Raw genomic sequence first — 14865 nt, forward strand, 5'->3', positions numbered from 1 at the left:
CCGGTTCAGTTTTAAGGGAGGGTTATTGTCCCTCAATGAAGCTAAGAAGATCAGCCATGTCTGCAACGCTCATGCCAGTCTCCAAACCTTCCGGCATCAGGCTCTGCCCAGTGGAGCTGCTGCCTTTGATCTCCGAACGCTGGAGTGTCTTTTCAATGCCGCCCATCATCTTGATGGACATGCTGGATGCAGTATCATTCGTAATAATTCCTGTCAGTGTCTGGCCATCCTTCGTATTGACTGTATAGGCAATGAACTGAGAGGCAACCTCCTTATGGGGCTCAAGGATTGCCGTAAGAAGCGCTTCGCGACCCTTGGTTTTTACCGTAATAAGATCCGGGCCCACCTGCAATCCTATGGTTCCTGCACGATGACAGGCCACACAACGTGCCATGTATTGCATCTGGCCTTTCTTGGCATCCCCTTGTGCTGCGATGGCGGGTTTGAACTTCGCTGTCACCTCTTCACGTGATGGCGGAATAACGGAGGCTAGAGCCGTTTTTGCTGCTGCGGCGACTTTGGGGGACTTGTGTTTGAGCAGCGCCTGGACTTGGGAGGCAGAGAACTCCGTGGGCTTCACCGTGCCGGATTCCAGCAGGGCCAGGGCGCGATCTTCGCGGGCGAGGAGCGCTTCGAGAGCGGCTTCTTTGGCGGTGGGGCCGAAGCCGGGCAAGTTTGAGATGAGCGACTTTGTCACTTCAGGTGAGCTGTTCTGCGCCAGTACTCGAATCGAGGTTGCATGAATCGCGTCCGGCTCTTTCTCGCCGAGGCAATGGATCAGCGCGTCCAACGACTCTTTTGAGGAAGAATAGCCAAGAAGTTCAATGGCATTGATGCGAATTGCCTCCGTAGCCTTGGTGTCCTGAATGGTTGCTGCGGCCTTGGTGAATACCGCAGTCAAATGATGGCCGGCATCTGCTTGTTCCATGGTCAAACCACCCCGCTTAAAACCCTTGGCCAGTGCCGCAATCGCCTCTGGTTCCGGCCAATTTGAAACGAATGCAACTAGTGAGCTTGGAGTTAGCGAGGATGGCGGATCATTGGGAGATGGCTTCTTTGCCGTGACCGCCACATAAGCTGCTGCGGCTTCAAAGACTCTTGCTCTTTGTTGAACTGTAAAGTTGATATACGGGGCCCTCCTCTTGTTCATGCGTGAATTCACAATGGGAAGTGCTGCATCTGGAGCCGATGCGAGATAGGCATCGAGAATTTTGTCGCTACCTGCCTGCTGCATATCCAAGGTTCCAAGCATGTCCAAACAGCGAGGGGCTGCCCCCAAACTTAATGCGTACTGATAAAGCAACCGGGCGTCTGAAGAGTGTTCGACTTTTTTCCAGCCTTGGGTGCCAGGCATGGCTGGTTCGGAGGTTTTGGTCACATTGCTTTCACTCATCTGCAATCCCGCTATTTGCACGTTGACGTCGGCATCTGAGAGTGCCGCATTGACCACATTCCAGGTCAATTCTCCCAAACCTTTCAACACGCCGAGTGCGTGCAACCTTGCTAGCGCAGGAAGAGAGGAAGCTTCAGTGCCTTGGTTGGCTGCAAGACTGTCAGCATTTCGGAAAAGTGCTGTCAGCAGCGGCACTGCTGCCTTGTCCTTGCGCTCAAACAGCAGGCGCTGCGCGGTGTCGCGGTGCCAGCCGTTGGGGTGGCCGAGGGTCTTGACGAGGTCTTCGGTGCTCGCATTGCCCAAGGCCACCTTCTGACCGATGCGCTCGGCGCCTTTGTCGGGCACGATGCGGTAGATGCGACCGCGGTCGTTGCCGCTGTTGAGGTCGATGTGTTTTTTGATCTCGTCGGGAATGCTCCAGGGGTGCTCGATGACCTCGCGGTACATGTCGCAGATGTGCAGGCAGCCGTCGGGAGCGTTGGCGAAGTTCACCACGCGCACCCAGGTGTCTTTGCTGGCGGCGAATTCAAAGCCGTGCTCGTCGGCGGGACGTTCGCCGATCAGGCTGATGCCGTCAGCGCTGGGCTTGATGATCTTGCGATGCACGAGCTGGCCGCCCGCATCTCCGGTGAAGCTGTTGTTCACGAAGTCGGGGCCATAGGCATCGCCGCGATAGATGGTGGTGCCGGTGGCGCCGGTGAAGTAGCCGCTGACGCGTCCGCCGCCTTCGACCGCGCCTTTGACCACACCGGCGATGCGCCAGCGCGTGCGAATGATGCGCCAGGGTTCGTCTGGGCTGAGGCGAAAAACCTCCGCTGCACCCCCGTCCGCCGCGATGCTCTGGCGTGCGGGGGGCATGGGGTAGTAGGGATTGCGGTTCGCATACTTGTCGTCGTAAACCCAGTATTGAAGGTGGTCGGAGTTTGAGCAGGCGAACTTGCGACCGTAGTTGTCAAAGCTCATGCCATACTGCGCGCCGCCGCCTTCGAGGCCGAACTCGAGCGTGAGAGGATCAAACCAGAAGTCTTTGCCGCCGAGTTCCACGCCTTTGTCGTCCGGACGCTTCAGGCAGGTGATCACGCCGCGGTTACCGCCACCGGCGAGGACGTGGATGCGATTGTCCTGCCCCCATTGAAAGCTGTTCATGAGGCCCTGCACATTGAGGATTTTTAATCCGGTGCCGAAGCCGGTGAAGACCTTCTCGCGCACTTCGGCCTTGCCGTCGCCGTCCTTGTCCTCAAAGCGCCAGATGTCGGGCGTGGCACCGACATAGAGGCCGCCATTGGCCCAGACGAGGCCGGTGGGCCAGGGGAGGTCATCGGCGAAGACCTGGCTCGTTTCGTAGTGGCCGTCGCCGTCTTTGTCTTGCAGCATGGAGATGCGACCGAGGTGCGGGGTGACATCGCGCATCTCGCTGTAGTCGATCATCTCGCAGACAAACATACGGCCGTTTTCGTCAAAGCAGACGGCGATGGGGCTGCGCACCTGCGGTTCATGCGCGGCGAGTTGGAGCTTGAAGCCTTTTTTCACCTGCCAGGATGCGATGGCGTCCTTGGGTTCCACAGCGGGGTAGCGTGGCAGGTCCTTGCCCGGATCTACGGCCACGGGATTTTTCGTCTCGCCGTAGGCCTTGGCGTAAGTGGTCTTCGTCTTGATGCCATCCGCCTGCGCGAAAAGCGAGGTGTTTAAGGCGAGCAGCAGCAGGAGAGAACAGGCGGCAGTCTGAGTCATGACAAGATCATACGGAGTCCTGCGGCAGCATGAACAGCCGAAAGTGGCCCATGGTGGTATTCTTGTGATGGACGGATCCAAGTAAAAAGGCATTTGCCGTGCGCCGCCTTGCCATTAGTCTTCAAATATGGCCACCCTTGCCACATCATGCCTGGAGACGTCCCTTCTGAAACCAGTCGCCAAGACCCAGGAATCATCACTGCCGGTCAAACCGTGGATCACGCGAGAGGAAGCGGCGGCCCTGGCCTCCAAGCAGCCCTTGATGTCCTGGGAGGAGAAAGTGGCACAGATCAACCGGAGCCTTGGACGCCCGCAGGGTACGCCGTAATCCGCGATCAGCAGATTGGCCTTTTGTCTGAATGGGCGGCAAGCAAGCAACTCTGGATTCCAATAGAAAAACTGGGGCCTCGCAACAGTGGACGCATGGAGCATGCAGTCTTTGGCGGACGGACAGCCGGACACCTTGCCTTTAAGGCTACGAAAGGTGCCAAGTTTGGATTCTGGCCGTCTGTGGCCAGTGAGGTGGTCTCCACCCGGCTTGACGAATATTTGGTCATGCGGCCAGGCACTCCGGCGCAATATATCTCACGCCTAATCCTGCTCGATACGCTCTATCCGGACATTAACCGGTTGGAAGGCTTCTCACAAATTGATGGCCACCTCTCCATCATCACTTCACAATCCTGGTATGCCGCACGCAACGCAACCTGGGCGGAGATAGGCCGCTGGCTGCGTGATCTCGGTTTCCGGCCTGTCCGTGACGACATCTATGATGATCCCACTCGCTGGTATCACGCAGAGCAGAATCTCGCGTTGTTTGATGTCGGCGAGAGCAATGTCCTATATTGCGACGGACAGCTTGTGCCCATCGACATCATTCCCATGCGTCCGCAGGGTTTCCTGCGCGAAACAATCGAACGCTTTTGTTGAACTTACAGCACGGTGTCGTTCACCACTTCGTTGCGCTCATTGAGCAGCAGACGCTTGGGGATGATCGGGTGCTCACTCTGGCCCCAGGCCATGATGGTGACGCGGTGGCCGGTGTTGATGAGATGGGCGGCGGCGCCATTGACGACAATCTGGCCGGAGCCGGCGGGAGCAGGGATAACGTAGGTTTCCAGGCGGGCACCGTTGGTGATGGAGGTCACCAGCACTTTTTCGCCCACCCAGAGGTCGGCTTTTTCCATGAGATCGGTCGGAATGGTGATGCTGCCTTCATAGGCGATGTTGGCATCGGTAATGGCGGCACGGTGAAGTTTGGATTTGAGGCAGGTTCTAAGCACCCTCAAGAGTGCTTCATTCATGCCGGGGGTCAAGTATTGGCTGCCTGAATGGATTGGTTTGATGGAAGCTCAGAACGGTGGATGATGAGGCAATGAGATACCGCGACCAACGCCGCTCCGAAGCCCCGCCGCCCCGCCCGCACTTCACCCCGCGCAAGAGCATGGGGCAGAACTTCCTGCAGGATGAGGAGATTGCCCGCTGGATTGGTGATCAGGTGCAGCCGGACGGGGCTGATATTGTGGTGGAAATCGGACCCGGCATGGGGGCTTTGACGAAGCATCTCGTCGGCAGGCCGAAGAAACTTATTTTGATTGAAAAAGATTCCCAGCTCGCGCCGGAGCTGCAAAGCCAGTTTGAAGGCCGGGACGATGTGGAAGTCATCCACAATGACGCCACGCGTATCAACCTGCGTGCGTGGTTCAAACATGGCCCGCTGCGCATTGTGGGGAATCTGCCGTATTCCGTCGGCAGCGAGATCTTGAAGCACTGGCTCACGCCGCCGTCACCGGTCGGCTGCGCGGTATTCATGCTGCAAAAAGAGGTGTGCGACCGCCTTGCGGCCACCTGTGAAGACGATGCCTACGGTGCGCTCAGCCTGCTGGTGCAGAAGGACTGGAATGTGGAAATGCTGCGGGTGGTGCCGCCGGAGGTTTTTGTGCCGAAGCCGCGGGTGGACTCCGCGATCATCCGCCTCACGCCGCGAGATCCCGCCACGCTGCCAGTGTTTGACCATGTGCTGTTTGACCGCCTGGTGCGCATGGGGTTCTCCCAGCGGCGCAAGCAATTGAAGAATCTCCTGCCCGAAGCTCCTGGCGGCTGGGAAGCGCTGATTCAGGCGCTCGGCGTCACGGGAATGGTGCGTGCGGAGGCGCTGTCGCTGACGCAGTGGATTCAGATTGCGCGCCATTATGAGCAGCGGCACGAAGCCGATGCGGGCCAGAAGGCGAGCGAGATGTTTGATGTGGTGAATGAGCGCAACGAGGTCATCGAGCAACTCACGAGAGGCGAGGTGCACAAGCGCAAGCTGCTGCACCGTGCGGTGCACATTTTTGTGATCAACAAACGCGGATTCATCTACCTGCAGCAACGTTCGCATCTCAAAGATGTGTCACCGCTGAAGTGGGACAGCAGCGCTGCGGGTCATCTGGATGCCGGGGAAGGCTATGCCAGCGCTGCAGTGCGGGAGTTGGGAGAAGAGGTTGGCATCCATGTGGAAGCCACGGAACTGGCGGCGCAAATCCCGGCAGGGGACAATACGGACCATGAATTCGTGGAGCTACGCATCGCGCGGCACGACGGCCCGGTGCGCTGTCTGCCCGAGGAGATCGCCACGGGGGATTGGTTCAAGCCGGAGGACATCAGCGCGTGGGTGGATGCGCGTCCGCAGGACTTTGCGAAGGGTTTCGTGACGTGCTGGAAGGCGTGGATACAGAAGTAGCCGCGATTTTCACCGCATTGTTCGTGGAATAAACACTGACTGCATTCCGGCGGCATTGGCGGCTTGGATGCCGCTGTTGCCGTCTTCGAGGACAAGGCATTCGCTGGGTGCGATGCCCATCTGCTCCGCCGCGAGAAGGAACATGTCGGGCGCGGGTTTGCCGTGTTTCACCTTCTTGGGAGTGATGATGATGGGGAAGAGATCGATCAAGCCGGTGGCTGTCAGGCAGCCGCGCACGGTGGATTCTTCGCTGCCGGAGGCCACGGCGATGGGGAAGCGGCCGAAGAGTGATTTGGCAAACTCTGCCACGGGGCTCACGGCCTGCACTTCGGGGATGCGCCTGGCGAAGATCTCCATCTTCAGCTCATCCACGCTCACGGGGTCCACGTAGGCACCATGCTTTGCATTGAGCAGCTTGACCACGTCCTGTTCCTTCATGCCTGCGTGTGCATAAAACTCCTCCTCGGTGAACTCATACGGCGCATCATGCTGCTTCAAAGCCTCCACCCAGGCGATGTAGTGCAGCGGCATGGAATCAACGAGGGTGCCGTCGCAGTCGAAGATGTAGGCTTGAAAGGGGTAGTCGGGGATTTCGAGGGGCATGGGTTGCGTTCATAAACCTCACACGACGGCGGGCGGCAACCAACTTTTCGGATGGAGCCTGTGTCTTACGGAAGGTGCCCAGTTTTGCGAGAGCCACAGTGGCTCTCGCAAACACTGAGTCTGCATTACGATGCGCGATTCACCGCGCTGAGCACCGCTTTGATCGAGGCGAGTTCGATGTTCGTGTCCACGCCTGCGCCCCAGATGGTTTTGCCGCTGGCGGTTTTGATCTGGATGAAAGCGAGGGCGCTGGCTTCGGTGCCAGAGCTGAGGCTTTGCTCGCGGTAGGTGGCGACTTCGAAGGCGGGTGCTCCAGCTTCCTGAATCAACGCCTGGGCAAAGGCGGCGATGGGGCCGTTGCCTTTGCCGGCGATGCCGCGTTCCTTGCCGTTGATGACGAGGCTGCTGCGGCAGGTGAAGACGCCGTCCACACCATCGGCATGGAAGTGATGGAGTGCGAAGGGGGTCTCGCGCTCGATGTATTCCTTCCAGAACATGCCTTTCAATTCGGCGGCGGTGACTTCGCGGCCCAGTTTGTCCACGATGTCGTTGGCCAGCGGGCCGAATTCGCGCTGCATGTCCTTGGGCAGTTCGATGCCGAACTCGCTTTCCAGCAAGTAAGCGACGCCGCCTTTGCCGCTTTGCGAATTCACGCGAATGACTTCGCGGTATTCGCGGCCGATGTCGTTCGGATCGATGGTGAGGTAGGGGACATCCCAGATGGTCTTGTGTTCCTCGTAGCCAGTGAGGCCTTTCTTGATGGCGTCCTGATGGCTGCCACTGAAGGCGGTGAAGACAAGCTCACCGCTGTAAGGATGGCGCGGTGCCACGGTCATGCCGGTGGTGCGCTCATACATGTGAATGAGGCCGCTCATGTCGCTGAAGTCGAGGCCCGGGGAGATGCCGTGCATGTAGAGATTCATGGCCACCTGCACGATGTCCAGATTGCCGGTGCGCTCGCCATTGCCAAACAGGGTGCCTTCCACGCGGTCGGCGCCAGCCAGCAGGCCCAGTTCGGTGGCGGCGGTGCCGGTGCCGCGGTCGTTGTGGGTGTGCAGGCTGATGATGAGGCTGTCGCGGTTTTTGATGTTCGTGCAGATCCATTCGATCTGGTCCGCATACACATTGGGCATGGCCACCTCGACGGTGTCGGGCAGGTTCAGGATCATCTTGTGCTGCGGCGTCGGCTGCCACACGTCCATGACGGCCTCGCTGATCTCCTTGGCAAATTCGACTTCCGTGGCACTGAAGCTCTCGGGCGAGTACTGCAGGGTCACCTGAGTGCCACCTTCAGTAAGACGATGCAGGCGGTCCTTGATCATCTGCGCGCCTTTGACGGCGACTGCGATGATCTCTTCCTTGGATTTGCCAAACACATACTTCCGCTGCGCGGGCGAGGTGCTGTTGTACATGTGGATGACGACCTTCTTGGCTCCGACGAGCGACTCGACGGTCTTCTCGATCAAATCTTCACGCGCCTGCACCAGACACTGGATGGTGACGTCGTCTGGGATGCGCTTTTCCTCGATAAGGCGGCGGTTGAACTGGAACTCGGTATTCGAGGCGGAGGGGAAACCGACTTCGATTTCCTTGAAGCCGCATTTCACCAGGGCATCGAACATTTCGAGCTTCTGGGAGACATTCATCGGCACGGCGAGCGCTTGATTGCCATCGCGCAGATCGACGCTGCACCAGATGGGAGCGTGGGTCAGATGGCGGGAGGGCCATTGACGGTTGGGGATGTTGATCAGCGGAAAGGGCTGGTACTTGGAAGACGGATCTTTTAACATGAGAATACGAAAGTAGAGAGACTAAGAGGGGGCCGGTGATATTCCGGCATTAGAAACTGCCGTGACGTGACGGCAAGGGGCATGACGAGGAAACACGGGCCGCCTACCCTTGCGTAAGTCGCAGGGAGAGAAGAAGCAGAGCCGTGGCGGTGGTGGTCATGGACAAGTGGAAGAAAGCAGAGAAGAGGGAGTAGTCAAGCGGGGTAAGAGAGCAGATATTTCACCAAGGCTTCATGCGGATTTCACATAAAAAGACATGACTTGCAGGGGCGGTGTTTCATAGACTCAACCCCATGAAGGGTTTCCTGAATTTTTGCAGACGTTTCCTGCTCGGTGCAGGCATCATTTTCCCGCTGATCTCCCTGGGCACGGAACTGGGCACGCGTGGTTGTGCCTCGTCGTTCTTTGACCCTATTCCCACCTGGGCGCACGTGGGACTGGTGCTGCTCATGCCGGCTGCCATTTTCTTTCCCTGGATGGGCCGAAAGCGGCCGGGCACGGCGTGGGAGTCGGCTGGAGTATTCCTGCACGGGGCAGGACTCTTTCCTTCGATCCTTTACACGCTGGCCATGGGACACCTGAATGTCATGGGTCTCATGATGATGCCATTCGCGCTGGTTTTTGCGCTCTCACCTGCGGGTGCACTGATCGCTTTTCCATTCGCCATGGCCATGACTGGCCCCCTGGCCGCACTGGTGGCGTGGCTCATCACCTGCAAAAGCTTGTGGAAGCTGCCGGCGGCAACAAGGCGCAGGCCATGGCTCGTCGGCATGGCCTTGGGCCTGATCGCAATCGCATCTGCGGAATGGCGCATGGTGAGCCTGCATGCCGACATTGGCACCGCCATGAAGGCGGCGCGAGCGCACGATGGCAGCACCGCAAAAACACTGCCCAGGCTGCGGACAAAGTGGCGGGAGGATTTTTTGCTGAATCTATGCTACACCGGAGGGCAGGCGGGTATTTTCGGACCGCTGACACACCTGGGGTTCGGCTCATCCACGCTCTTCGCTCAAGGGCTCTGGAGCAGCACCTCATCCTTTGACCGCGAAGCCCTGCGCGAGCTCTACTTCCGTGTGACGGGAGTCCCGTTCAGCGATGCGCCGCCACCGCAAGGGATGACGCAAACCCGGTCCGGCATGCGCATGACAAGGGATGAGAGCCTGGACAGTTTTGCGTGGGATGAGGACCGCGGCGGAGCGGAGGTGGGGGCGCGGATTCGCGGGCTTTCGATGCAGACCTCACGCATGGACTGGCATGTGGATAGTGATTCCGCGCTGGCGCATGGTGAATGGACACTGGAATTTCACAACCAGCACCGCAACGCGCAGGAGGCGCGCTGCCAGATGCTGCTGCCGCCGGGTGCGTGTGTTTCAAGACTGACGCTGTGGATCAATGGCGAGCCGCGCGAGGCCGCCTTCGGTGCGCGCTCACAGGTGACACAGGCCTATCGCCAGACGGTGGTGGTTGACCGCCGCGACCCCGTGCTGGTCAACATGGTGGGACCGGACCGTGTGCTGACGCAATGCTTTCCGGTGCCGGCCGGTGGCAGTATGAAGATCCGGCTTGGCATCACCGCGCCGCTGGATGCGCAGGCTCCGGCGGCCCTGTTCATGCCCCTGATTGTGGAGCGCAATTTCAGCATCCCGGCGGGGATCTCGCATGCGGTATGGGTGCAGTCGCCGCAGGCACTGGAGGTGCCGCAGGAGTGGCAAAAGGCTGCCGCCACTCAGAATGGCGGATGGACGTGGCAGGCGGAGGTGCCGCAGGCAGATCTGGCCGGGCTGAACTTTGGCGTTAAGCAGCCCCCCCTGCCGAAGGTGTGGACGACGGACAAGCTAGCGGGAAACGAGTCACCTGTGGTCATCGTGGAGCGCACCCAGGCTGCACCGCAGGCAGCCAGCAGCCCAGTCTTTGTCATCGTGGATGCTTCCGCCACTTTGCGCCCACATGCAGCCATGATCCGCGAGGCGTTGAAGCAGTTGGCGCAGAAAACACCACTGACGATCTGGGCCACCACGGATGGGGAAGCGACCGAGGTCGCTGTGGCGGAGATCGGCAGTCGCCTGCAGGATTCCAGCTTTGCAGGCGGACGCGATGTGGTGCCTGCTTTTAAAGCGGCGCTGCAGCGTCTCCGCACAACCGCTGCTCCTGCCACATTGATCTGGCTGCACGGCCCCCAGCCTGTGGAGCTCTCCGGAGAGGAAGGGATCAAGCAACTGCTCGAACGCAGCGGCTCTCCGCCACCGATTCATGCCCTCGAACTGGAGCATGGGCGCAACAAGCTCCTGGAGGAATTGTACGATGCCACGCCCGTTTTCGGTGGCCTGCGCTGGAGCGGCTGGGGAGCAAATGAACTGGCCAAGACTCTGCTCTCCATTCGTAATGGCCCCACGACCACAGCCAACATGTCCCGCTCCGCCAGCGCGCCAGCCGATGGCAAGGAGGTGTGGGATCAACTGGCGCGGCATGCGGTGTTTCGCGAGGTGATGGCGTCTTTCCAAGGGCGTGATCGCGTGCCTGAAGACCAGGCCAAACGCGCCGCGCTGCATCAGCTGGTCACGCCGTACTCTGGCGCAGTGGTGCTCGAAAATCAGCAGCAATACGACCGCGCGGGCCTGAAGCCTGTGGATGCAGGAAGCACGCCGCAGATTCCAACCTTGGGAACGCCGGAGCCGTCCAGAATGCTGCTGTTCATGCTCGGTTTGTCAGTGCTGTCCCTGCGGAGACGTCGGCGGTGAAGGGCTCCAAAGGCTGAGTGGTTAAAGATCGTCAAGAAGGTACAGCACGACCTGCTTGACCACTCCTTGCCCCTCTTGACTAATCTTTGACCTTCTTATGACAAAATTCCGCCCATGCATTGATCTCCACGACGGCCGCGTAAAGCAGATTGTGGGTTCGTCATTGCGGGATGATGGGACGGGGCTGAAGACGAACTTTGTGAGCGACCGGGATTCGGCATGGTATGGCGAGCTATACAAGCGCGATGGCCTGACGGGCGGGCATGTGATCCTGCTGGGGAAGGGGAATGAAGACGCGGCGAAGGCGGCGACGGGGGCGTTTCCGGGCGGCTTGCAGGTCGGAGGTGGGATTCGCTCGTGCAATGCAACGGAGTATCTGGAGGCCGGGGCGAGCCATGTGATCGTGACGAGCTACCTGTTTGAAACAGACGGTACCTTCAATCAGACACGGCTCGACAAAATGGTCGAAGCCGCAGGCAAAGAGCGTCTGGTGATCGATCTGAGCTGCAAGGCCACGGCCACGGGCTGGACGGTGGCGATGAATCGCTGGCAGACGCTGACGACGCTGGATGTGACGCCGGAGTCTCTGCGCTTTCTTGCGGGGCATTGCGCGGAGTTTTTGATCCATGCTGTGGATGTGGAGGGCAAGTGCGAAGGCATCGATGAGGCGCTGGTGAGTTTCCTCGGTGAGCATTCGCCGATTCCCATGACCTATGCCGGGGGCATCCGACATCTGGACGATCTGAAGCGCATCGATGAACTGAGCCATGGCCGCGTGGACGGCACGGTGGGCAGCGCGCTGGATCTGTTTGGCGGCACGGGCGCGAAGTATGAGGAGCTGGTGGCGTGGAATAGGCGTCAGAATATCTAAATTTCCGCATTCCAATCACGGGCTGAAGCCCGAACTACGAACTTATGAAAATCATCCGGTACTCCGACTCGCAGGGAAACATCGCGCATGCAGCGCAGCAGGCCGATGGCACGGCGCTGGTCATTGAAGGAGATATCTTTGGTGAGCATCGTGTGACCGACCGCAAGGCGGAGGTGGTGAAGCTGCTGGCGCCGGTGCAGCCGTTTGCGATTGTGTGCATCGGGCTGAACTACAAGAAGCACGCGGAGGAGACGAAGGCGGAACTGCCAAAGCATCCGGTGGTGTTCATGAAGCTGCCGAACGTGGTGCAAAATCCAGGAGAGCCGATTCTGCTGCCAACGAAGCTGAAGAGCGACAAGGTGGACTACGAAGCGGAGCTGGCGGTCGTCATTGGGAAGAAGGCGAAGAACGTGAGCAAGGCAGACGCTCTGAAGTACGTGCTGGGCTACACCTGCGGTAATGATGTGAGCGCGCGTGACTGGCAGAAGCATGGTGGCGGCGGGCAGTGGTGCCGCGGCAAGTCGTTTGATACTTTTTGCCCGCTAGGGCCGGTGTTGGTGACGGCGGATGAGATCACGAATCCGAACACACTCGCGATCAAGACGGTGCTAAATGGCGAGACGATGCAGGACTGGAACACGAATGACATGATCTTTGATGTGCCGACCCTGATCGAATTTCTCAGTGGCAGCACCACGCTGATGCCGGGCACGGTGATCCTCACCGGAACACCTCATGGTGTGGGGGCGGCCCGCACGCCGCCAGTTTTTATGAAGGACGGGGATACGGTGAGCGTGGAGATCGCGCAGATCGGAACGCTGACGAATCCCGTGCAGAATGAGTCCTAGCAGTCCTGTGCTTTTTCCAGTTCGCTGATGAGCTTCTCGTAGCGCCGTTGCGGGCAGCATTCTTCAAGGAGGACGCGAAGGGCGGCTTTGTTGCGCACGAAGTGGAAGGCGATGATGTCGCAGACTGCTTCGGCTTCATCCATTTCTTCCAGTTCATGCCGCAGCTGCTGCATGCTTTCACAACTGTCGTCCGTAGGAGGAGGCAGGAGATCAAGGGCACGAGATTTCAGCTGGCGCAGGATTTTGGTGGGGGCGTGCTGGGTAAGCACAGGCTCCACGCGGGCAATGCGGAAGGGCTTGATCTGATCCCAGCCGGTGATGCGTACGCGGCAGACGCCGTAGAGCATGACCTGCGAGGTGCCGTCGGGATTTTTAACCGAGCAGCGGATCAGTCCCGCCGTGGTGACGGGAAGCACGTCATTCGCGCCGTCAGAAACACCGACGCAGAACATGCGATCGGTTTGCAGCGCATGATCCAGCATGCGGCGGTAGCGGTCCTCAAAGATGAACAGCGGCAGATGGCAGGCGGGAAAATGGTAGCAGTCGTCCAGCACAATCACGGGGAGGGTGTGCGGGAGCACGAAACCTTTGGCAGAGAATGTTTTTGACGAGATGTCCATGAATGAAACGACACGCGGGATACGCGTGCATCCGCCCGATGGTTCCTTGTTTCCTGCGCAAACGCCAACGAATCATTCAAAGCGGAAGGAAAACACATCGGCGTCCTTGAGGACCCAGCGCAGGCGCACCGGTTTTCCGGCGAGCGCGGAGACATCGTTGCCGGTCTTCCAGCCAATAACGCGGTCGATGTCATCGTAGGAGAGCGCCTTGCAGTCATCCAGCGTGAAGCCAGGCAGGGGCTTGCCTTCGGCATCCTGGATTTCCACCGCCACGGAGCCAGCGGCCCCGGTGGACAGATTCAAGTGCAGCGCCTTGCCAGTGAAGATGAAGGGCTGGGTGGTCATTTCACCGCCTGCATAGTCCGCGTGCAACGATGCGAAGCCATCGAGACGCAGCGTGAGGTGCTGTAGAAGTGCGGTGGTCTGGCCGTAATGGCGCTCCACGAACAATGACATCTCTGCAGGTCCGGTCTTCACCACGCCGCAGGCGGGATAGTTGCTGCGGCTGGTCCAGTCGCGGAAATCCTGGCCGGGACGCACAAAACCTTCCATGAAGCTGCGATTGTAGGTGGTGGTGCCGGCGCGGCTGGTCATCAGCACGGCTTCAGAGCAGTCCTTGATCAGGGCAGGATAGGCTTTCGTGTCGTCAGCGAGCTCTTTTTTGGCCTGATCATCCAGCACGGCTTTTCCGGGCATGTAGCGTGCGGCGGTGGAGATGTAGAGGTGAGGAGCATTAAAATAGGGGTTCGTCTGACTGATGTAAATGTGGTCTGCCAACGGCTGGTCGCAGGTCATCTGCACGGCGTCGGTCCAGGTGAGGAAGTCTTTGCTTGTGGCGCGGCTGACCCAGCGCACGCCTTTGGGTTTCCATGTCTTCTCATCGATCACGCCAGCGGTGAAGACGCGGAAGTAGGCCACGTAGCACTGCTCCGCCTCAGACCAGAAGGACACGTTTTGGGAATCAAAGGCCCCTTTGGTGATGACCGCCGCCTCCTGCATTTTCTGCCAGTGAAGGCCATCTGCGGAAACGAAGGCGCTGAGACCGCCGGACTTGCCGCCGAGGCCTGCGAGAGCCTTGTAACGTTGCTCTTTGGGCACACCGGGACGGCGGTCGATGAAGGGAGCGAAGTTGTGCGTGTAGGGAGCCAGATTGGCCAGCATCACATTGTTGTCTCTGCTGCCATTGATCTCGTGCAGGCCGAGCTTGGGCTTCACCCATGTTTTGCCGTCAGCAGATTCGGCGTAGCAGGTCACCTCGCCGCTGGTGCCGTCTTTGAAGCCTGCATTGCCACGATAATACATCTGGAATTTGTTCGCCTCGTCATTGTGAATGACGGTGATGTAGGCGCTGAAGCGGCCTTCCCAGGGCTGGTCAAATTTCACCGCGATTCCGGCTTCTTCGGGATGGTGCAGCCGCAGCGTGGCACCTTTCATCTGGTCGATGAGGAGTTTGTCCACGAACAGCTCACGGCGGGAGCCGATGTTAGTGACTTCAGCGGAGGCGATGCCGGTGCAGATGACAATGAAGGGCAGGAGGGAGCGGAGCATG

General features: G+C 59.2%; 11 protein-coding genes. 5 read left to right on the top strand and 6 right to left on the bottom strand.

Annotated elements, in window-relative coordinates:
• Positions 1-22 precede the first annotated feature (22 nt).
• The gene (locus AC3RLQ_RS06580) at positions 23-3124 is read right to left on the bottom strand and encodes a PVC-type heme-binding CxxCH protein (RefSeq protein WP_493035480.1); all 3102 of its coding nucleotides are present in this window, start codon (positions 3122-3124) and stop codon (positions 23-25) included.
• Positions 3125-3271: 147 nt separating this feature from the next.
• Here AC3RLQ_RS06580 and AC3RLQ_RS06585 point away from each other — a divergent pair, with 147 nt between their 5' ends.
• Positions 3272-4054, top strand: coding sequence for a putative polyvalent protein kinase domain-containing protein (locus AC3RLQ_RS06585; RefSeq protein ID WP_493035482.1), 783 nt, complete (start codon positions 3272-3274; stop codon positions 4052-4054).
• 2 nt (positions 4055-4056) lie between these two features.
• Here AC3RLQ_RS06585 and AC3RLQ_RS06590 read toward each other — a convergent pair whose 3' ends face one another.
• Entirely contained in the window at positions 4057-4428 is a 372-nt protein-coding gene (locus AC3RLQ_RS06590) for an aspartate 1-decarboxylase (RefSeq protein WP_493035484.1), read from the bottom strand.
• A gap of 71 nt (positions 4429-4499) precedes the next feature.
• On the opposite strand from AC3RLQ_RS06590, the gene rsmA reads away from it, so the two are divergent.
• A complete protein-coding gene (gene rsmA / locus AC3RLQ_RS06595; protein WP_493035486.1) occupies positions 4500-5846 on the top strand; it encodes a 16S rRNA (adenine(1518)-N(6)/adenine(1519)-N(6))-dimethyltransferase RsmA in 1347 nt (448 codons plus the stop codon).
• A gap of 9 nt (positions 5847-5855) precedes the next feature.
• Here rsmA and AC3RLQ_RS06600 read toward each other — a convergent pair whose 3' ends face one another.
• On the bottom strand, positions 5856-6449 hold the full coding sequence (locus AC3RLQ_RS06600; RefSeq protein ID WP_493035488.1) for an HAD family hydrolase: 594 nt from the start codon (positions 6447-6449) through the stop codon (positions 5856-5858).
• Between the two features lie 125 nt (positions 6450-6574).
• On the bottom strand, positions 6575-8239 hold the full coding sequence (gene leuA / locus AC3RLQ_RS06605) for a 2-isopropylmalate synthase (protein WP_493035490.1): 1665 nt from the start codon (positions 8237-8239) through the stop codon (positions 6575-6577).
• A 293-nt stretch (positions 8240-8532) separates the two neighbouring features.
• On the opposite strand from leuA, the gene AC3RLQ_RS06610 reads away from it, so the two are divergent.
• The 3 genes from AC3RLQ_RS06610 to AC3RLQ_RS06620 all read left to right on the top strand — a co-directional run bounded on the left by AC3RLQ_RS06610 (position 8533) and on the right by AC3RLQ_RS06620 (position 12696).
• Complete coding sequence (locus AC3RLQ_RS06610; RefSeq protein WP_493035492.1) at positions 8533-10977, top strand: VIT domain-containing protein; 2445 nt, start codon at positions 8533-8535, stop codon at positions 10975-10977.
• Between the two features lie 97 nt (positions 10978-11074).
• On the top strand, positions 11075-11848 hold the full coding sequence (gene hisA, locus AC3RLQ_RS06615; protein ID WP_493035494.1) for a phosphoribosylformimino-5-aminoimidazole carboxamide ribotide isomerase: 774 nt from the start codon (positions 11075-11077) through the stop codon (positions 11846-11848).
• A 44-nt stretch (positions 11849-11892) separates the two neighbouring features.
• The gene (locus AC3RLQ_RS06620; RefSeq protein ID WP_493035497.1) at positions 11893-12696 is read left to right on the top strand and encodes a fumarylacetoacetate hydrolase family protein; all 804 of its coding nucleotides are present in this window, start codon (positions 11893-11895) and stop codon (positions 12694-12696) included.
• Here the strand turns inward: AC3RLQ_RS06620 and AC3RLQ_RS06625 are convergent.
• Positions 12693-13316, bottom strand: coding sequence for an LON peptidase substrate-binding domain-containing protein (locus AC3RLQ_RS06625; protein ID WP_493035499.1), 624 nt, complete (start codon positions 13314-13316; stop codon positions 12693-12695). The two genes, AC3RLQ_RS06620 and AC3RLQ_RS06625, sit on opposite strands and share 4 nt — an antisense overlap.
• 72 nt (positions 13317-13388) lie before the next feature.
• On the bottom strand, positions 13389-14864 hold the full coding sequence (locus tag AC3RLQ_RS06630; RefSeq protein ID WP_493035501.1) for a hypothetical protein: 1476 nt from the start codon (positions 14862-14864) through the stop codon (positions 13389-13391).
• Position 14865: the final 1 nt, after the last annotated feature.

The sequence above is a fragment of the Prosthecobacter sp. GW821-HT29F12 genome (genome assembly GCF_058803405.1).